Below are 20577 nucleotides of genomic sequence, written 5' to 3' on the forward strand. Positions count from 1 at the left end.
ATATATTAGTTTATAACAGCCATTTTTTATGTTAAGTTAATAGGTTAGTTAAAATCTAAATTAGAGGATTTAAAGAAGCTATTCTAGTTGTAGCTACATAAACCCTAGATATTTCATACCATGTCTTAAAGTCAACTACTCCAGTTTGAGGTAAACCAAAAATTCCTTGGAATATTTTAACAGAGTTTTCTGTATCTGTTCCATATATGCCATCCTCTCTCACTTTTGGTATAGCGGGATAAGAATTAGATATAGCATTTAACTGGTTTTGTATAGTTCTAACATATTGTCCAGAAGAACCAACTTGTAGTGTAGTTCCTGGAAATGATACTGGTACACCACTAACTACAGGAGCTTTTTCAAATATTATTTCATCTCCGTAGAAATATCTTAGGATTGCCTCATAATCGTATCCTTGGTCACCTAGGTCTTTACTACCCCATTGAGTCATTTGATCAGGACATTGAGATTTTTGACCATCACAATATTGAGCTAATAATGGCTGTCTTGATGTAGGAGGTCTTTTTATAAATGTATTAAATATAGCATCTACAGCCACATTAATTGGTTCAAATAGGTTTCTATTATTTATAAATTTATGGTCATATGCTGTTGATGAGGTAATTGTAAAATTATATCCTTTGTTTCTGTACCATTCAGTAAAGACTCTATTTAAAGTAAATGATATTATAGCTATTACATTTGCGTAGATTGTCTGCTCAGGCCAAGTTGAATATATTTCAGATGAAGCTATGTTTTTAATGTACTCTTTAAATGGAATCCAATAATTCGCGGCTGATGTATTTTCTGGCAAACCATCATGAACTACTATAAATTCAGGTACTACAGGGTTATCTAATACAACGAAACCAGTAGGCGGTGGCAATGGTTTTAAGTTACTTTCTGGAATTTTAGGAGGATAAGTACCATATAAAGTATGTTCTCCTATATCAAAAATCAACTCACTTTGTCTTGAGAAGGAACGCTTACTTCTTGTTCTAGGAAACATGGGAACTCCTTGTCTCGCTTCAATTGTAGCTAGTAATTGTGTCCCTTCTATGACAACTGTTTCATATCCATCTGCTATAGCTTCTACTATATACTGGCTATAAGGCCTAACATCAGATGGTTGTAGAGAGTAATCTACATCTGGTGCTGGTAATACTAATCCAGTCACTTGACCAGATTCATTACTTACTAGGTTTTGGTATAAAGTGGATGAGCTTTGGCTACCATTAGACATTGAATATATGTTTACTGTTGCATTTTGAATGGGTCTATTGTTAGTAGCATCAATTATACTTACTGTTAAGAAACCATCTTGCATCAAATCACCCTTTCTTTAAATGAATTTAGTTCCCTTATATTTCAAGATATGAATATAGCTTGAGATTTGTTAAATAATATAGATATAAATTTAAATTTTTTTGAGTGTTTTTAACTTATTTAATGATAAAGAGTTTAGTATATAAATTTGAGTGTAGAAAAATTTAAAATAAAAGCTGAAATAAAATAAATTAAAAGTAAGTGTATATTTAAAACACAAATAAACTAAAAATAAGAAGTAATTATAAAACATAAATGAATTAAAAACTTTGAAAGGAAAATTACCTATGAAGCTGGATTTATTTTTATTGGCAGTAGTACCTATATTAATAGGTATGTTTTGGATAAGATCTAAAGATAAATATTGTAGAGAACCGTTAATCCATTTAATTAAATTTTTTATGATAGGTGCTTTTTTAAGTGTTATAATTATTCTTTTAGAAAATCTATTAATGAAATTTAATGTATTTGAAGGATATTCAGAATTATTATATGTATCATTTATAGTTGCAGGTCTTGTGGAAGAAGGTGTAAAAGCTTTAATACTAATCCCTTCATTGATTAAAGAAAAGCATTTTACTGAAAAACTAGATGGTATTATTTATTCTGTATTTTTATCTTTAGGATTTGCAACAATTGAAAATATAGTTTATATTTTCTCTGAAAGTAGAAATTTAGCACTACAGGTTGGTATTAATAGAGCAGTTATCTCCATTCCAGCACATGTAATGTTTGCTATTACTATGGGATATTATATTTCTAAGTATAAGTTTGAGGGGAATGAAAGTAAGAAACGTGAATACTTATTTATGGCTGTATTAATTCCGATTTTATTACATGGAGTTTTTGATTTTATATTGATGATAGAATATAGATGGGCTATTATATTATTTATAGTTTATGTAATAATTTTGTGGAAGATAAATCTCGATAAACTTGAAAAATATATGAATAACTCTAAAAAAGTGTTTTTTGGAAACTTAAAGAAAAAGAAAAGAAAATAAATGACGAACAAGCAAAGCAGATAAAAAGGGGGATTATAAATTTGGCAAATTTACCAAAAGAATTTTTAGAAGATATTAGAGAAATACTACAAGATGAATATGATGATTTTATAAAAAGTTATGATGAAGAAAAGACTACTGGTCTTAGAATAAATACATTAAAAATTGACAAAGAAAAATTGTTGAATTTAGATTTATTTGATTTATATCAGATGCCATGGGCAGATGAAGGTTTTTATTATGATGATAAAATTAATAGACCTGGTAGAAATCCATTACATGAGTCTGGAGCATATTATTTGCAAGAGCCTTCTGCAATGAGTGTAATACCAAAAGCAGATATTAAAGAAGGAGATAAGGTACTTGATATGTGTGCTGCACCTGGTGGTAAGTCTACATATATATTATCTAAATTAAACAACACAGGTTTATTGGTTTCTAATGAGATTAATGCGAGTAGAATTAAAGCTCTAGGAGAAAACTTAGAACGATTTGGGGCAAGAAATTGTATTATAACAAATACTGATTCTAATAGCTTAAGAAAGACATTTAATGGGTATTTTGATAAGGTGATTATAGATGCACCTTGTTCTGGTCAAGGAATGTTTAGAAAAGATGAAGTGGCCATCTTAGATTGGAGTCATGCAAAAGTACTTGAATGCCAATCTATTCAAAAAGAGATTATAAGAGATGGATATAAAATGTTAAAGAAAGATGGTATTTTAATTTACTCAACATGTACTTTTTCAAAAGAGGAAAATGAACATGTTATAAATGAGTTTATCAGTGAACATCCACATGCAGAACTTGTTGAGATGGAAAGGCTATGGCCTCATAAAATAAAGGGAGAAGGTCATTTTGTAGCCAAGATAAAAAAATTAGAAGAAGAAGAAAGTAATGTAAAAGAATTAAAAATAAAAAATTTAGATAAAGAAATAAAGGATTATAGGGAGTTTGAAAAGAAATTTTTAAAGACTGATTTTTATAGCAATAAAAAAAATAAATTTTATTTAAGAGGGGAAAACTTGTACCTACTTCCTGAAATATATCCAGATACAAAAAAACTAAAAGTATTGAGATACGGTTTGCATTTAGGGGTTTTAAAGAAGAATAGATTTGAGCCTTCTCATGCATTATCTCATTACTTAAAAGTTGAAGATGTAAAAAACGTTGAAAACTTTAGTGTACAAAGCGAATCAATTCTTAAATATTTAAAAGGGGATGTTATAAATTCTAATGAAAGTAGAGGGTGGGTTTTGGTCTCGGTTGAAGATATACCTTTAGGTTGGGGAAAAGAATCTGCTGGAGTAATTAAGAATCATTACCCTAAAGGTCTTAGAAAAGTATTTTAAACTATTAGAAAAAAGAAGTATAATATTTATATTGTAAGTTTATGGTAGATTAGTTTTGCTGTAGATTGACTTAATATTGAACACAGAGGAGACGATTTTAGTGGGTGAAGCAGTTAAAAAAGAAGTTGTAGAATGGATAAAAGTGATTGTCATAGCTCTTGTTTTGGCATTTGCAATAACGCGTTTTATAGTGCCAACAATAGTTAAAGGAGAATCAATGTATCCTACACTTGTAGAACGCGATTATTTGATAGTCAATAGAATTGCGTACAAAGTAGGAGAGCCAAAATACAAAGATATAATAGTATTCAAAACCGACTTAACAGAAGAAAATGGAAAGAAAAAGGATTTAGTAAAAAGAGTTATCGGGGTTCCTGGTGACCATGTAAAGATAAAAGACTCCAAGGTATATGTAAATGATAAATTGTTAGATGAGGCTTCCTATATACATAATAATCGTACTGATGGAGATATTGATATCGTAGTTCCAGAAGGAAAATTATTTGCGATGGGAGACAATAGAGAAAGAAGTTTAGATAGTAGATACGATGAGGTTGGATTGGTCGACGAGCACACCGTTTTAGGAAAAGTTCTAGTCAGATTGTATCCATTTTCTAAGATAGGGACTATTGACTAAACATTATAAATATAAAATTTGGAGCAATCGCTGATTAACTGAAATCACCAGACCATACACAATAGTTGTCTATATAAAAAAGACAACACCTTATTTAGTAGACTTATCTAAAAGATAGTGTTTAAAAGTAGCATTATCAATAAAGATAATATAACTATAAAGGAGAATTTGTGAATGAATGAAACTATTAAAGAAGAGATTGTAGAGTGGATAAAAATAATTATTACTGCACTTTTTTTGGCATTTATTATAACTCGCTTTATAAAACCAACATTAGTAAATGGAGAATCAATGTACCCAACACTTAAACCACACGATTACTTAGTGGCAAATAGAATGACATATAAATTATCAGAACCAAAATGTGGAGATATAATGATATTTAAGACTGATTTGTTGCAAGATAATGGAAGAAAAAAAGAGCTAGTAAAAAGGGTTATAGGTGTACCAGGGGACCATTTAAAAATTAAAGATTCTAAGGTTTATATAAATGGTAAGTTATTAAATGAAGTTTCATATATACATGATAATTATACTGAAGGCGATATTGATATGGTGATTCCTCAAGGTAAAGTATTTGCTATGGGAGATAATAGAGAAGTAAGTTTAGATAGTAGGTATAAAGAAGTGGGATTAGTGGATGAACAGAATATTAAAGGAAAAGTTATTGTAAGAGTGTTTCCTTTTACACAAATAGGTATTTTTGAGTAGGTGATTTGTATGGCAGTTGGTGTGGCATCTTTATTGTTTAATATTGAAGATGCTTTAAAGCTTTGTGAAGGTACAAAGGAAATAACTCATTTGGAAATTGGTATTGATAATATATCTGAATGTAGTGAGTTATGTAAATATAAGCAGAGAATTTCTAAACTAGGGTTGTCTATAGGAATACACTTACCTATGGAATTAAACACTTGTGAAAATATAGAATATATACGAGATTCGTGGATAAGTTTTATTGAGACGATAGAATTAGAGCTAAAAGGATTTGATATAAGGTACTTTAATCTTCATTTGGGTTATATTATGACAAATAGACTTAAAAAGAATAGGGACAAGTATTTAGATAATAGTGTAGATTTTTTAAATAAGATAAATACAGATTCATATATTTGTATAGAGAATACTTATTCAAAAGGTGGGGATTTTTCAAATATTGGAAATATATCCTATGATTTTGAATATATATTTAAGAGGATTAAAAATTCTAAGATTTGTTTTTGTTACGATACTGGACACTGTTTAATTGATGAGGATGATTATTTAAATAACTTGAAAGATAAGATAAAATTGATACACTTAAGTGATAATGATGGTATCAATGATATACATGTTGGTATAGGAAGAGGTATTTTATCTGAAGAGAGTGTTAAAGAGGTTTTAAAATTAGATGCAGAATATTTAGTATTAGAAATAAATTATGAAGACATTGAAGATACTATAAGTAAATTGAATCATATTGTAGGAGAGGGTTAAATACCTCTCTTTATCTTGTTGATATGCCTCGTTGATTAAAATGTATATTCATCAAAAGGAAGGAGATGTTGAAGTGAAGAAAATAAATTTAAAAATAGACGGAAGAAATAAGGAGTATTCATTAGACGAAAATTCTTTGGGAATTAGACTAGGAGATATAGCAAAAGAGTTTTGCGATGAACATAAAGGATATATAACACTTGCAGTTGTAGATAATAAACTGAAAGAGCTAAATTGTAGAGTGAATAAGGATTGTGAGATAGAGTTTTTAGATACTACAAATGAAGATGGAGAAAGAGTTTACTTTAGAGTCATGTCATTTGTGTTTGTGATGGCTTGCAGAGAGATATTTTGGGACAGCAGAGTTACAATAGAACATTCACTATCTGGTGGACTATATTGTGAAGTTCATATAGAGAGAAAACTTAAAGAAGTTGATATTGAAAATATAAAAAATAAAATGCAAGAGATAATAAATAATGACTACATTATAGAAAAAATAGAAGTTACGAGGGATGAAGCTATTTCTATATTTGAAAATAATGAGATGTATGAAAAAGCAGAGCTTTTGAAATACAAGGAATATGATAGCGCTAAAGTATATAAATGTAGAAACTATATAGACCATTTTTATGGATATATGTTGCCATCAACTGGTTATATAAAATCGTTTGATATCATACTTTACAATGGAGGTATTATAATTTTAGGTCCTAGTGAAGAAGATAAGACTCTTCCTATGAAATTTATACCTCAACCTAAGCTATCAAATGTATATTATGAAGCAGAAGAATGGTCAAGACTCATGGGAATTGATAAGGTAGTATCACTTAACAGAATAATAGAAAATAATGAATATGGAGATATAATAAGAACATTTGAAGCATTACATGAAAAGAAACTATCTCAAATAGCAGATATGATAAAAGATAACAATAAGAGAGTAGTTTTAATAGCAGCTCCATCCTCATCTGGAAAAACAAGCTTTGCTCATAGACTATCAATACATCTTAGAGTAAATAACTTAAATCCGATTTCAATATCTTTAGATGATTATTTTATAGATAGAGAACATACTCCTTTAGATGAATATGGAAACTATGATTTTGAGTCAATTTATGCTATAGATTTAGAGAGATTCAACTTAGATTTAAATAAACTTTTAGCAGGTGAAGAAATTGAGGATATAAGGTTTAACTTTAAAGCTGGAGCAAGGGAGTATACTGGCAAAAAGATAAAGATAGACTCAAATCAACCAATTATATTAGAAGGTATACATGGGCTAAATCCTATTTTAACAGCATCTATACCAGATGAAGATAAATTTAAGATATACATAAGTGCCCTTACTCAAATAAATTTAGATGACCATAATAGAATTCCTACTGCTGATTTGAGAATGATAAGAAGAATTGTTAGAGATTATAATTTTAGAGGATATAGTGCTGATAATACTATTTTGCAATGGGCATCAGTTAGAAGAGGAGAAAAGAAAAACATATTCCCTTATCAAGATGAAGCAGATGCTATATTTAATTCCGCTTGTGTGTATGAATTAGCGGTTTTAAAGCGATTTGCTAAGCCTCTATTGGAAGAAATAGATGAAGATAATCCTGCTTATATTGAAGCTACTAGACTATTAAAGTTTTTACAGTACTTTGTTGAACTAGATGATATTTCTGATATACCAGGAACTTCAATCCTTAGGGAATTTATTGGAGGAAGTAAAATAGTTGATTAACATGTATTATTGATTATTTTATTGTACTCATATTGAACTAAATATTTTTTTAGAGATACTGAATAATCTATGGTTTGTATTTTAAATAATATTGATGGAGTATTAAAGTGAAAATTCTATTTAGTTATCAAAAATTCTTTGTTTTGTGAGAATTAGTATAGATAATAAATACTGTTTAACTTTAATACTCCTTTTATAATATTATGATATTTTTTGTAATATGTTTGAAAAATAAAGTTAAGTTTGTAAAAAATAGTTTTAAAGTATAATTTTTTTTAACACTGTTTTATTATAGTATAAACTTGTGCTAAAATAGAGTATATAACATAAGATGATGAGGTGCATATGAATACGTTAGATGAGACATTATTAAAAGAAATTATAAGTTCTAATAAAAAATATACAAATTATGGACAAGTTGCTAGTTACATACCAGAATTAAAAAATGCTCGTAGAAATGATTTAGGAATTTGTATTATAGATAGTGAAAATAACCTTTATAGTGCTGGAAATTGTAGCACGAAATTTACTATACAAAGCATTTCAAAACCAATTGTGCTTGCAATGGCACTTATGGACAATGACTGGGAAGACGTTTTTTCAAATGTTGGAATGGAGCCAAGTGGAGACCCATTTAATTCTATAATGAAACTTGAGATTAATGATACTAAAAAGCCTTGTAACCCAATGATAAATGCAGGAGCAATAGTTACCACTTCTCTTATAAATGGGAGCTGTTTGGAAGAAAAAGAAGAAAGAATGCTTAGTTTTTTTAGAAAGTTGGCAAAAAATGATAATATAGGAATAAATTATGATGTCTATAAGTCTGAAAAAATGACTGGAGATAGAAATAGAGCTATGGCTTATCTGTTAAAAAGTGATGGATTTATCAGAGGTAATGTAGAAGATGTTTTAGACCTTTACTTTAAACAATGCTCAATTGAAGTGGATTCTATAGATTTAGCGAGAATTGGTATAAATCTTGCTAATTATGGAGTAGATATAGAAAATGGAGAGCATTTAATGAGTGAAATGGTATCTAGAATTGTCAAAACCTTTATGATGACTTGTGGAATGTATGATGCTTCTGGGGAATTTGCTATTAAAGTTGGAATTCCTGCAAAATCTGGAGTTGGGGGTGGTATAATGGCTTCTGTGCCAGGACGTATGGGTATTGGTGTTTATGGACCTGCACTTGACAAAAAAGGTAACAGTGTCGCAGGAGTTAAAGTTTTAGAGGAGTTGTCAAATAAACTCAGATTAAATATTTTTTAAAATTTTAAGAAAGGATTTTTTTGACAACAACATATAATTTAATATATAATTAAATTGTAAAGAAATATGAATTAAATAAATTTTTTAGGAGGGGTCAATGAAAGAGGTATTGGTATTACGAGATTTGGAGTGCATAAAGGCTATTGCACATCCACGTAGAATAGATATTCTAAAAGCATTTGACAAATCGCCATTGTCAGCAAAACAATTATCTCAATTATTGGAAGAACCTCATGCAAAAATAAACTACCACATAAAAATGTTATACAAAGTTGGTATTTTAGAATTAGTTGAGGAAAAAATAAAGTCGGGGATTGTGGAAAAATATTATTATCCAAGTGCAAAAAATGTGGTTATAGGGAACAGGATACTTAATTTTTCTTTAGACAATGGGGAAGAAAAAGAAGAATTGTACATATCAAGATTTGAAAATATGAGTGAAGTTTTTTATAAAGCAGCAGAGGAAGATGTTTTAGAAAATGAAAATATAGTTGATTATCATGATATTTCTCTTACTCATGATGAATTAGTTGAACTTAATGACACTATGAAATCAAAGATAGATGAAATTTTAAATAAAAGACAAGACAGCGTTGAAGGTTCTAAGTATGATATAGCTATGGTTGTAGTTCCTACAGTTGAAGAAGAATGTCCTAATTAGAATCATTAATTATGTATTAATTATAAAACATAAGATTAGAGATTGAACATCAGAATTTACTTAATAATCAAAAAATACTTTTGAGCATGAGTAAAATAATGATTTTTAGTCTCTATTTTTTTATGCTATTAGAGTGAATAAATATGCTCTTTGAAATTTATCAAAATGGGTATAATTAAACTATAAATATTAAAATTTATAATTAATCTATACGAAATTAATTATAGTTATACTAAAATTAATACTTAATTATTAAAAGTTCAAAAATTAAAATTATATACAAATAAAAGGAGATTAATATGATTAAATTAGGAACACATATTTCAATAGCAAAAGGATTTGCAAAGGCAGCTGAAACAGCTGTGTATATTGGTGCAAATACATTTCAATTTTTTAGTAGAAACCCAAGAGGAGGAAATGCTAAAGAATTTGATGAAAAAGATATAGCTAAATTTCAAGAGATTAGAAAAGCAAACAATTTTGCACCATTACTTGCACATGCTCCATATACTATGAATCTAGGTGGAGTGAAGGATGATGTTTATGAATTCGCAACACGAGTAATAGATGAAGACATAAGAAGAATGGACTCACTAGGTATAGAATACATGTGTTTTCACCCTGGAAGTCATGTAGGCGGTGGAGTAGACTTTGGTATAGATAGAATAGTAAAAGGGCTAAACAATGCTATTAAAGGAGATGAAAATATAACTATACTCCTTGAAACAATGTCAGGAAAGGGAACTGAAATAGGATTTAGTTTTGAGCAGTTGAAGAGCATAATAGATAATATCGAACATAAAGAAAGAATAGGTGTGTGTCTTGATACATGTCATATTTTTTCAGCTGGTTATGATATAGTTAATGATTTGGATGGAGTTTTAGAGGAATTCGACAAGGTTATAGGTATAGATAGATTAAAAACTATACATCTAAATGATAGTATGATGCCATTTGGAGATAAAAAAGATAGACATGCTGCAATAGGTGAAGGTAAGATAGGACTAAAAGCTTTAACTGATTTTATGGAACATCCAAGCATTAAAGATTTGCCATTTTTCTTAGAAACACCTTTTGATGATGAAGGTCATAAGAGAGAGATTAAGATGATTAAAGAAATTTTATCTAGTAAATAATATTTTGATGTGATGTAGGTAGTATTTTAATGTGATGTAGGTAGTATTTTAATGTGATGTAGATAGTATTTTGATTTGATATAAATAATATTTTGATGCTATGTAGATTAAATTTAGATTAGAAGTTAGTGAAATATAGATTGGTATATTATGAAGCATATTAAATGAAATTTTGATTTAATATAAAAGAGTATATTATAAACTATATAAATGAACTTGATAATATGTGTATATATTGTGAATAGTATATAAATAGATTGCAAAAATTCTCATAATTTGTTGTATAATTAAAAGTAACATATTGATAATGTGTAAAATTAATTAAAAGTTAGGTGGGGAAGGTTATGAGAAATTTAGGCAAAACTAGTATGAAGATAAAAAGAGTCGGTTTTGGGGGAATTCCAATACAAAGAATTACACAAGAAGATACTAATTTAGTTATAAATGAGCTAGAAAAACAAGGCATAAACTTTATTGATAGCGCGAGGGGATATACAATAAGTGAAGAAGCGATTGGAATTGCTATAGAAGGAAAAAGAGATAAATTTTTTCTAGCTACTAAAAGTATGTCTAGAGATTATGATTCAATGAAGAGAGATGTGGAAATAAGTTTAAATAACTTTAAAACTGATTTTATAGATTTATATCAATTCCACAATGTTAAAGAAGAAGAGTATGACAATCTTTTTAAAGGTAAAACAGCTTATAATGCTCTTTTAGAAGCAAAAGAACAAGGTAAGATAAAACATATTGGTATAACTAGTCATAACTTAAATACTATAGAAAAAGCTTTAGAAAGTGGCAAATTTGATACTATACAGTTTCCTTACAATATAGTTGAAGGACAAGCAGACGAGGTATTTAAGAAAGCTCATGAAAAAGGAATTGGTATAATAGTAATGAAACCTTTAGCTGGTGGAGCTTTAGATAATGCTACATTGGCTATTAAATATATATTGTCTAAGGACCATATAGATGTGGTTATACCAGGAATGGATAGTGTTGAGCAAGTTAGACAAAATGTCGCTGTGCTTGAAAATCTTGTATTAGATGAGAATGATGAGAAAGCAATTGAAGAAATAAGAAATTCTCTAGGTAAAAAATTCTGTAGAAGATGTGAATATTGTATGCCTTGTGCTGTTGGAATAAATATACCTTTAAGCTTCTTATGTGAAGGATATTACACTAGATATGGATTAGAGGAGTGGGCTAAGGAAAAATACGAGGTTATGGATGTTAAACCTACTGAATGTATTGACTGTGGGCTTTGTGAGAGTCGATGTCCATATGAACTTCCTATAAGAGAAATGCTAAAGACTGTTGTTGAAAAGTTAGGATAGATTTTACTTATTGAAATCGGTGTAATGTAGAATAATTTGTGCTTCAAGATTAATAAAAAGCTTCTTTATGGCAATGATTTAAATATAATCAAATGTCATAAAGAAGCTTTTTTATGAATACTTTAGAAAACAATTAGTCAAATAAATTATACCATATGGAGAATTTATAAAATCTAGAGATATATTACAAGAGATGTTAGAGCAAGAAATGGCATTAGAACTAGGTTATGAAAATGGTGACAACCATAATAAGAATACAAGTAACAGAAGAAATGGATATAGCAAAAAACTATAAAGTCACAATTTGGAGATTTACAACTAGATGTTCCAAGAGGCAGAGATAATTACTTTAATCTAATAGTCGTTCCTAAAAACATTAGAGATACCTCAGGAATCGAAGGAAAAATAATATCACTTTATGCAAGAGGTATGTCAACAAGAGATATACATGACTAAATATTAGATTTATGTGGTATAGAAATTTCAACTGATAATACAGCAAATGTTGTAATTCAAGAACTAAAGAATGGCAAAATAGACCCCTTAAACAAGTTTATCCTTTTGTATTTATGGATGCAATTCATTATAAAGTAAGATATGATGGAAAAATAAAAAATAAAGCTGCATATGTGATTTTAGGAGTAAATAAGGATGGTTTCAAAGATATTTTAGGAATATGGATAGGTGAAAACGAAAAATCAAAGTTTTGGTATAGTGTTTTAACGGATTCAAAAAATAGAGAAGTTAAAGATGTACTGATTTTCAGTTTTGATGGATTAAATGGCTTTAAAGAGGCGATAGTTGCAAGTTATCCTAATTCTGTAATACAAAAATGTATAATCCATCAGATAAGAAACACTTTTAAATATATTTCATACAAAGATTCAAAATAATTAATAAGTGATTTTAAATCTGTATATAAGGCAGTTAATGAACAAGAAGCTTCGTCAACTTTAGATAAAATAGATGAAAAAGGTGGTAAGCAGTATCCTTAAGCAATTAAAATTTGGAGAAATAACTGGGATGGTATATACAATCAGTTATCCATATTTTTTGATAATAGAATATAATTTTTAAAAATCATATTCTAAAAATTTGCCATAGTAGATATGGTTTCCAAAAATATTTAGGAATATCCAAATATATATATTTTACAATTTATTAAAATAAAATTCATATATTGGGAAACATTAATAGTAAATAAACAATTGTGCTATAAAGCGAAAATTATCTTTAGAAGCACAAATTAATTTACAATTTCGTTTAAAATCAGTGATTATTCAAAAGATCTTACATTTATATTTAAAAATGACGAAAATATTATTCAAAAAAATAATGAACTTGAAAGATAGTCAATTTTCTTATAAAATAAATAGGCACAGATTAAGAGAGTATACAGTATCTACTTTCTTAATCTGTATAAAAAAATATTTAGATATATAAAATAACTACTATTTTAGTGTTAATACTAATTAGACTTTATTTCATATTTTCGTTTTTATCCATATAAATGCTTACTATCCCACTCTTTATGTCTTGTTTAAAATTGTAAACTAAAGCTTTGAAAATTCGATCTCTAGAATAAAATCTTACTATATCATATTTCTTGTCAAGAGTTTCAGTATGTGAGGAATTTTTTATTGTAAAACTAACCTTTGCATCTTTTTTAAAAACCAATTTCCATTTTTATGCATATCTACATAGTATCCAATATCAGTGTATTTTCGAATATCTGAACGCTTACACTGTTTCGTAATAGTATCTGATGATTTATATTCTACAAAGTCAATCTCACATTTTTCCATACAAAATTCCTCATTTGTTATATTTTTTCAAGAATAGTCAAGAAATCTCCCTATTAAAGATACAGATTATTATTTTTGGTAGTTTATCACACTTGCAAAATAAAAATAGTTTATTTTACCATAATCCTGTGAACGCTTAATTTACAAAATATAAAATGAACAGATTGAAATTTAATAATATTACAGTTCGGAGAAAACAGTGTTTAATCATATATAAGATAGAGTGCATATGTGTAAAAATGGAGTATAGGTAATTAGATGCTATAGTTGCTTTTTACTTTAATCTTTTTTACTTCTTTAAATCTTTATACAATTCTTTGGCTAAGTTTTACATTATAGATTATAGAAGTTTTTATTCTTAAATAATTTAGAGAAAGATTTCATTTGTTCCATATAACAAGCTTAAGTAATTTTTTCAAATTCTTTATGGAATATATTATTCTCAAATATCTCATAATCATTCTTCACAGCCTATTTTTTATTATTCCTTATATATACAACTATATAACCTTTTTATTTAAATTACACATATTACATAGAATTTTTGGTAATAATATAGCTTTACTATAATTAAAAATAGAATAATTTTTCAAATTTTTTATCTAAAGCTATACACAAAATAAGTGCTAGTCTTGCTGTTGGATTGAACTTTCCTGTTTCTATTGAACTAATAGTGTTCCTTGACACACCAACTAATTCAGCTAATTGGCTCTGAGATAAATTTATTTCTTCTCTAGCTGCTTTTAAGTTATTTTTTAATACTAATTCTTTTTTCATTTGACTACCTCAATGATAATAGTACAAAATTAATTAATGAAAAAATAGTACCGATTGTACCTATAATTCCAACAATAATATAAGATTTTTTATGTGTAAATGGATATTTTGAAATAGTCTCAGCAGCTAAAAATGCCCAAAATAATGAAGATGCAGCATAACTTTCTTGTCCTACATAAGCATTGAATAGAATGATAAAAACGTATATACAACAGAATACAAAATATCCTACAGATCTTCCTTTATTTTGTATATATTTTATACCTTCATCATTATTTGATTGGCGGCTCTTTTTTAAAATTTCCTCTTTATTCATTTAATAAACCTCCTTTTATATATGCCAAGTTTACTTGGTATTAATATTATTATAGCATGACAAGTTTTATTGTCAAGACTGAAAATAAATTAAAATATAGATTAAGATATTAAGTGTTTGAAGAAGAAAGGAATTAGTAGATAGACATCTATTTACTAGTACAATTTAATCAGAAGGTATAAAAATTATAGTATTTTACTAATTTATGTTAAATGATAAAATAAATTATATTAAAAAAATATTATAATTTTGTTATTTTAAATAACAAAATTATAAATTTAATAGCAATAATTTTTTGAAATATATATTAATAACATAAAATAATAAATTTTATTATAAATTTTATTGTAAAGTTTGTGTACTATTATGTATAAAAATAAGTGTTGAAATTAGGAAAAACACCTAATATACTAATAATAAATAGAAAATTAATAAAATATATATTATTCATAAACATAAATTAATCCCATATCACATTTGCAAATGTCAAAAAATCATTAATACTTTTTAAAAAGTAATCTACATGTATGATTTATCTCAATTATAATTCAACTTTATGTAACTGCAATTATTAATTAAAATGGAAGTGATAATTATTAAAAATAATAAAATCTTAAAAATGAAGCGAATAATAAAATTAATATTAGATACTGATAAAAAATTTATTTTTATCAGCTTGATTTCTTCAATAATACTATCAATTCTACCATTGTTATCTCTTAATTTAATGCAAGAAATTATAAATTCTTTGCAAATAAGTAATAAAAATATTGAAAAAATATTTGTTATTGTATTTTTATATTTATTTGTAAACTTTTTACTCTTAATAATAGAAACATTTATAGGTTATTATAAAAACAAATTTGAATTAGAGTTCAATTTATGTTTAGATAACTTAATTTTAGAGAAGGCATCTAATCTTTCTTTAAAAGATTTTGAGGATAGTGATGTGTATGATAGATTTAATAGAGCACAAGGAGATATCAATAATAAAATTATATTAATGATAAGCACAATTATTCAAATAATGACTTTACTAATAACCACTATTTTATACATTATAAAATTTATAGGTTTTAATATTTGGATGATACCTTTTATTATAATTATACCTATAATAAAATTTTTCGTTATAAATAAACTCAATATCAAGAAATATAACATCATTAGAAATAGGACAAGTGAGACTAGAAAATCATGGTATTACAGTTATTTAATTACTAATGGAGATGCTTTCAAAGAATTAAAAATTAACAATTTATTTTCATATTTTATAAAAAAATATAATATATACATAAATAAATTTAATAAACAAGACTTAACATTAGAGAAAGAAAGACTGACTAAAATATCACTATTAGATTTTTTAGAAGAATTTATTGATGGCATATTATTTGGAATAATAATATATTTTGGTATAGTTCAAGTTATATTAATAGGTGATGTTATTACATATACAAAACTGATAATGAATATAAAAGATAATATTAAAAATATTTTGAATTTATTTTCAATTTTAAAGCAAAACAGTTTATATATCAACATGTTATTTGAACTTTTAGATATGACAAATGAAGTTGAACTTCAAACAAAAAAGACATTAATAAAGGTAGATTCTATTGAAAAGATTGAATTTAGAAATGTATTTTTTAAGTATAAAAGTAGTCAAGATTATATACTTAAAAATATAAATTTAGTTATGAAAAAGGGTACTTCTTTTGCTATTGTAGGTTTAAATGGTAGTGGAAAAACTACTTTAGGTAAATTAATAATGGGTTACTATTTTGATTATGAAGGAGATATTTTAATCAATGGAGTTGATATCAAAAATATAGATATGGATTCATATAGAGAAAAGTTAGGATTTTTATTTCAAGATTTTTTAAGGTTTGAAGCAACACTTAGAGAAAATATTTATTATGGTAACCTTACTTTAATTAATGATGATATGAAATTAGAAAAAATAATAAATAAGTTTGATTTAAATAAAATTATAGAAGGTGAAATTAATAAATATGATATACAATTGGGATATTGGTTTGACTCTGGAAAACAAATTTCAATGGGACAGTGGCACAGAGTTGCCTTAGCAAGAACTTTTGTCAAAAATGCAGATGTATACCTTTTAGATGAACCTAATTCAAGCCTAGATCCATTTACAGAAAACAACTTATCAAACTTATATACAAAGGTTTTCGAAAATAAGATAGGTATAATAATAACCCATAGATTTATAAATATTGTAAAAAAAGTTGACGAAGTAATTGTTATAGAGAAAGGAAGTATTGTAGAGAAAGGAACACATGAATACTTATTTGAACAAGGAAAATTATATTCAAAACTTTATAAAATACAACTAGAAGGGGAGTTTATTGATGGAGAATGTGAACAGATATAAATGTCATGATATTTTTATGGTAAGAACACCATCTTTACCCATAAATATATATACAGCATTAGATGGATACTATAATGAAAATGTTGAAAATTTAATTCAAGAATACAATTTATATAATTTTTTTGAAGAAAATTTACTTGTATCAAGTAGAAATTTATATGACTCTTTTGAAAAGTATACTATAAAAAAAGAAGAAGGCAAAATAAAAAAAATAAAGAACTACAAAGAAAGTCTTTTGAAATATATAATAAGATCATCATCAAGACCAACACCATTTGGTGGTTTTAGTAAAGTAGGACTAGCACAATTTAGGAATAGTGATATTGGAATAAATATTTCTAAGGATTTAGTAACTAAAAAAGTTAATGTTGACAATTCTTGGCTTCATTTTATAATAAATTCTTTTGAAAATAATATAATAATTTTAAAGCAATTAAACTTAAAAATTAATCCCTTATGTTATAAATATGGAGATAGATTTAAAAATCCTTTTTGTTCTAATTTAGGTAATGAAAAAATTTCTTCAAATAAAAATAATATTAAATATTCAAACTTGATACAGTTAATTAAAGAAGAATTAAAAACGTTTAAAAGTTACGAAAAATTATGTTTAGCAATTGTATCTATGTATGAAGGAATTAATATAAATATTGTTAATGACACTATACTTAAGTTAATAAAAAGTGAGTTTATATTAACTGATTTAAGAATAAATTTATTAACTCATGAACCATTAAAAAAGCTAATATCAAAACTTGAATTTCTAGAATTAGATGAAAAAAACAAAGAAATCTTATCAAAATTAAAAGAGTTAGATTCTTTAATATTTTTTTATAATAATTATAATTATGATGTTAATAATATTAAGAAAATCTCTTCTATTATGGAGAGTATCCATAAGTCAAATACATATTTAATGTTAAACACTGGTATAAAATTTAATAATAATTCAATTGATATTAATATAAAAAAAGACTTAGAAGAATTTGCAAATATTTTTAAAAATTTATTTATTGAGAAAAAATATGATAATGAATCTGTGGAAGATGATTTTATAGAAAAATATGGACTGAATATAGAAGTACCATTTGTTGACTTTATTGATCCTAATGGTTTTGATGCAATTAAAAGATTTAAACATGTGAATGAGCATAATAAATTAATATATGAAAGAGAGGATATGATCAAACGACTATTAGAGAAAAAGTTAACCTTATCTCAGATTAATCATAGTGACGAAATAATAATAGAGGAAAAAGATATAAAAGATGAAATTAAGCCTAAAACTGAACTGCCAATATCTTTTGATTTAAATGTTTTTATAACTAAAGATGAAATGAATAACTATAATTATTTCGTTGGACCTAATGTAGGAAGTGACGATGGTGGAACTACATTCCAAAGATTTGAAGAGGTATTAGATAAGAAGCTTTTCCAAGAGTATTTAGACATCTATGACAAAAAAAATAAATTAATAGATGATGACTATATAGTATCAGAAATAAGAGAGATAAGCTCAAATGGTAGAATTACTAATATATTTAATAAAACAACAAACTATAATAATTATATTAATTTTGGATTTCCTTCTAATGATAGTGTTGGAGAAATTAATGTGGAAGACTTATCAATAGGCTTAGATGACAACGCTCAATTTTATATTAAATATAAAAATAATAAAAAGATAAAATTTGTACTAGATAATATGTTGAATCCTAGCGTAATAAATGATGTAGCATATATTTTGTATCGTATTTCTAGTAATTACAATAAATGCTTGATACATAGAATATTTATGTTTAATGATATAAGTAGTGTTTATATCCCAAGAGTAAAAATTGGAAAGGTTACGGCTTTTCCAAAAACTTGGATATTAGATTCTGACGATTTTACAGTTAATGATAGCTCAAAATTTATTTTAGAATTAAAAAATTATATTAATAAATTTTCCATTGATAAATATGTTTACTTAAAGAGTGCTGATAATAGATTGTTAATTAATTTGGAAAAAGATGTGTATAGTAATTTGATATTGGCCTCATTAAAGAAATCTAGGTTTGTAGAGCTTTCTGAAGTTGAAACTAATTTAATTGATGGAAGTATGGTGGTAGATGAATGTAATAATAAATATATATCAGAATTTGTTTTTACTTTTATTATAGAAAACTATAAAAAAGCTATGCAAATAAACAAAGGTAGAAAAATAATAAGTGAAAATAGATGCTTTAATTTATTTTCAGATGGTTGGGTATATATAAAAGTTTATGGTGTGGGAGATAGAAATTTAGATGTATTAAACTCTATAGAAAATGAGTTAAGGTTTAATCTAGATAAACATTTATTTTTTTTCATTAGATATTTAGACCATACAGGATATCATTTGAGAATAAGATTTAAATTTGAGAGTAAAGAAAGTTCAATAAAAAATATAGGAAAAATTAGTGAGTGGTTAGAAAAAATAGAAAATAGTAGAATGGTTAATAAAGTGATTTTTGATGTTTATGAAAGAGAAACAAATAGATATGGAGGTCTAAATCTTATAAGTAAAGCTGAAGAATTATTTGAATCTGATAGTGAGTTTGTCATATCACTGTTAAATTCTTATAATATCGAAAATAAAGAAGTGTTGGATGAGATATATTTATTTGGAGTTATTTCCATTTTAAAAACTTTAACTAAAGATTTAGATGAATTAAATGAAATATTAATGGATTTTGATAAGTTAGAATATAGGAAGGAATTTCATAAATCAAATAACAAATATGTTAGCTTTGTAGAGAATGTTTTAAAAGACAACTTTGAAGCCTTTGTAAAAGATAAAACTGTTTTAGAAAACTATTTATCTAGAAAAAATAAATTAACTGAATTTAAAGTATTAACTAATAATGAGAAGTCATGCAACAATACTGAAGATAATAAAAATTTATTTTTATCAATATCACACATGTTCTGTAATCGTTTACATGGTGATAGAAACTATGAAGAAAGAATATTATCCTTAGCTCATTTATCAGTCAAAACAATTATTAATCAGAGCAAATATAAACAATAACTTGGTAAGTAGCAAATGCTTTATAATAAAATGGTTACATAAAAAATTGAAAGGATGGTTAGTTATGGGAAAATTTGATGATTTTAATATTGATTTAAGAGAGAATAAAAATGATGCTTTAGTTGATTCAAAAGCAGTACCTCCATCTACTTGGGGATGTGTTATTACTACAGTACAAATATCAATACAAGTTTGTACAAATATTTATTGTGGAGGAAGTGATTCATGCAATTGCAATATGACGAAAATTAGTATATGTGGTAAAAAGAAGTAGTTAATTA

General features: G+C 26.3%; 19 protein-coding genes. 15 read left to right on the forward strand and 4 right to left on the reverse strand.

Annotated features, from left to right (window positions below):
- Positions 1–55 precede the first annotated feature (55 nt).
- Positions 56–1327, reverse strand: a complete 1272-nt coding sequence (sleC, locus tag KGF48_RS08480; RefSeq protein ID WP_227839712.1) for a spore cortex-lytic germination protein SleC — start codon at positions 1325–1327, stop codon at positions 56–58.
- Positions 1328–1613: 286 nt separating this feature from the next.
- Here sleC and KGF48_RS08485 point away from each other — a divergent pair, with 286 nt between their 5' ends.
- The 12 genes from KGF48_RS08485 (at position 1614) to KGF48_RS20295 (ending at position 12841) form a co-directional block, all read left to right on the forward strand.
- Positions 1614–2330, forward strand: a complete 717-nt coding sequence (locus tag KGF48_RS08485) for a PrsW family intramembrane metalloprotease (protein ID WP_227829976.1) — start codon at positions 1614–1616, stop codon at positions 2328–2330.
- 41 nt (positions 2331–2371) lie between these two features.
- Positions 2372–3682, forward strand: coding sequence for an RsmB/NOP family class I SAM-dependent RNA methyltransferase (locus KGF48_RS08490; protein ID WP_227867927.1), 1311 nt, complete (start codon positions 2372–2374; stop codon positions 3680–3682).
- 100 nt (positions 3683–3782) lie between these two features.
- Complete coding sequence (gene lepB / locus KGF48_RS08495; RefSeq protein WP_227829974.1) at positions 3783–4319, forward strand: signal peptidase I; 537 nt, start codon at positions 3783–3785, stop codon at positions 4317–4319.
- Between the two features lie 174 nt (positions 4320–4493).
- Positions 4494–5030, forward strand: a complete 537-nt coding sequence (gene lepB / locus KGF48_RS08500; RefSeq protein ID WP_227829973.1) for a signal peptidase I — start codon at positions 4494–4496, stop codon at positions 5028–5030.
- A 9-nt stretch (positions 5031–5039) separates the two neighbouring features.
- Positions 5040–5795, forward strand: a complete 756-nt coding sequence (locus tag KGF48_RS08505) for a TIM barrel protein (RefSeq protein WP_227839714.1) — start codon at positions 5040–5042, stop codon at positions 5793–5795.
- Positions 5796–5868: 73 nt separating this feature from the next.
- A complete protein-coding gene (locus KGF48_RS08510) occupies positions 5869–7536 on the forward strand; it encodes a nucleoside kinase (protein WP_227829971.1) in 1668 nt (555 codons plus the stop codon).
- A gap of 345 nt (positions 7537–7881) precedes the next feature.
- Positions 7882–8811 carry a glutaminase A gene (gene glsA, locus KGF48_RS08515; RefSeq protein ID WP_227840910.1) on the forward strand — a complete coding sequence of 310 codons (930 nt, stop codon included), beginning with the start codon at positions 7882–7884 and terminating at the stop codon, positions 8809–8811.
- A 97-nt stretch (positions 8812–8908) separates the two neighbouring features.
- The gene (locus KGF48_RS08520) at positions 8909–9472 is read left to right on the forward strand and encodes an ArsR/SmtB family transcription factor (RefSeq protein ID WP_227433610.1); all 564 of its coding nucleotides are present in this window, start codon (positions 8909–8911) and stop codon (positions 9470–9472) included.
- Positions 9473–9771: 299 nt separating this feature from the next.
- A complete protein-coding gene (locus tag KGF48_RS08525) occupies positions 9772–10608 on the forward strand; it encodes a deoxyribonuclease IV (RefSeq protein ID WP_227829969.1) in 837 nt (278 codons plus the stop codon).
- Positions 10609–10952: 344 nt separating this feature from the next.
- Positions 10953–11948, forward strand: a complete 996-nt coding sequence (locus tag KGF48_RS08530; protein ID WP_227829968.1) for an aldo/keto reductase — start codon at positions 10953–10955, stop codon at positions 11946–11948.
- A gap of 291 nt (positions 11949–12239) precedes the next feature.
- The gene (locus tag KGF48_RS20290) at positions 12240–12404 is read left to right on the forward strand and encodes a transposase (protein WP_413894793.1); all 165 of its coding nucleotides are present in this window, start codon (positions 12240–12242) and stop codon (positions 12402–12404) included.
- 113 nt (positions 12405–12517) lie between these two features.
- Positions 12518–12841 (forward strand): transposase, encoded by a 324-nt coding sequence (locus KGF48_RS20295; RefSeq protein WP_255287876.1) that lies wholly within the window; start codon positions 12518–12520, stop codon positions 12839–12841.
- A gap of 744 nt (positions 12842–13585) precedes the next feature.
- Here KGF48_RS20295 and KGF48_RS08540 read toward each other — a convergent pair.
- The 3 genes from KGF48_RS08540 to KGF48_RS08550 form a co-directional block, all read right to left on the reverse strand.
- Positions 13586–13753 carry a hypothetical protein gene (locus KGF48_RS08540; RefSeq protein WP_227829967.1) on the reverse strand — a complete coding sequence of 56 codons (168 nt, stop codon included), beginning with the start codon at positions 13751–13753 and terminating at the stop codon, positions 13586–13588.
- 570 nt (positions 13754–14323) lie between these two features.
- Positions 14324–14530 (reverse strand): helix-turn-helix transcriptional regulator, encoded by a 207-nt coding sequence (locus KGF48_RS08545; protein WP_227829966.1) that lies wholly within the window; start codon positions 14528–14530, stop codon positions 14324–14326.
- Positions 14531–14534: 4 nt separating this feature from the next.
- A complete protein-coding gene (locus KGF48_RS08550; protein WP_227829965.1) occupies positions 14535–14846 on the reverse strand; it encodes a DUF6442 family protein in 312 nt (103 codons plus the stop codon).
- Positions 14847–15465: 619 nt separating this feature from the next.
- On the opposite strand from KGF48_RS08550, the gene KGF48_RS08555 reads away from it, so the two are divergent.
- From KGF48_RS08555 to KGF48_RS08565, 3 genes are all read left to right on the forward strand, one after another.
- Positions 15466–17244 (forward strand): ABC transporter ATP-binding protein, encoded by a 1779-nt coding sequence (locus KGF48_RS08555; RefSeq protein WP_227842751.1) that lies wholly within the window; start codon positions 15466–15468, stop codon positions 17242–17244.
- Positions 17222–20296, forward strand: a complete 3075-nt coding sequence (locus KGF48_RS08560) for a lantibiotic dehydratase (RefSeq protein ID WP_227830322.1) — start codon at positions 17222–17224, stop codon at positions 20294–20296. The genes KGF48_RS08555 and KGF48_RS08560 overlap by 23 nt, the downstream gene beginning before the upstream one ends.
- Positions 20297–20360: 64 nt before the next feature.
- The gene (locus tag KGF48_RS08565) at positions 20361–20570 is read left to right on the forward strand and encodes a hypothetical protein (RefSeq protein WP_227830321.1); all 210 of its coding nucleotides are present in this window, start codon (positions 20361–20363) and stop codon (positions 20568–20570) included.
- Positions 20571–20577 lie beyond the last annotated feature (7 nt).

The organism is Clostridioides sp. ZZV15-6388 (genome assembly GCF_020657755.1).
In the GTDB taxonomy this organism is placed as follows: Bacteria; Bacillota; Clostridia; order Peptostreptococcales; family Peptostreptococcaceae; genus Clostridioides.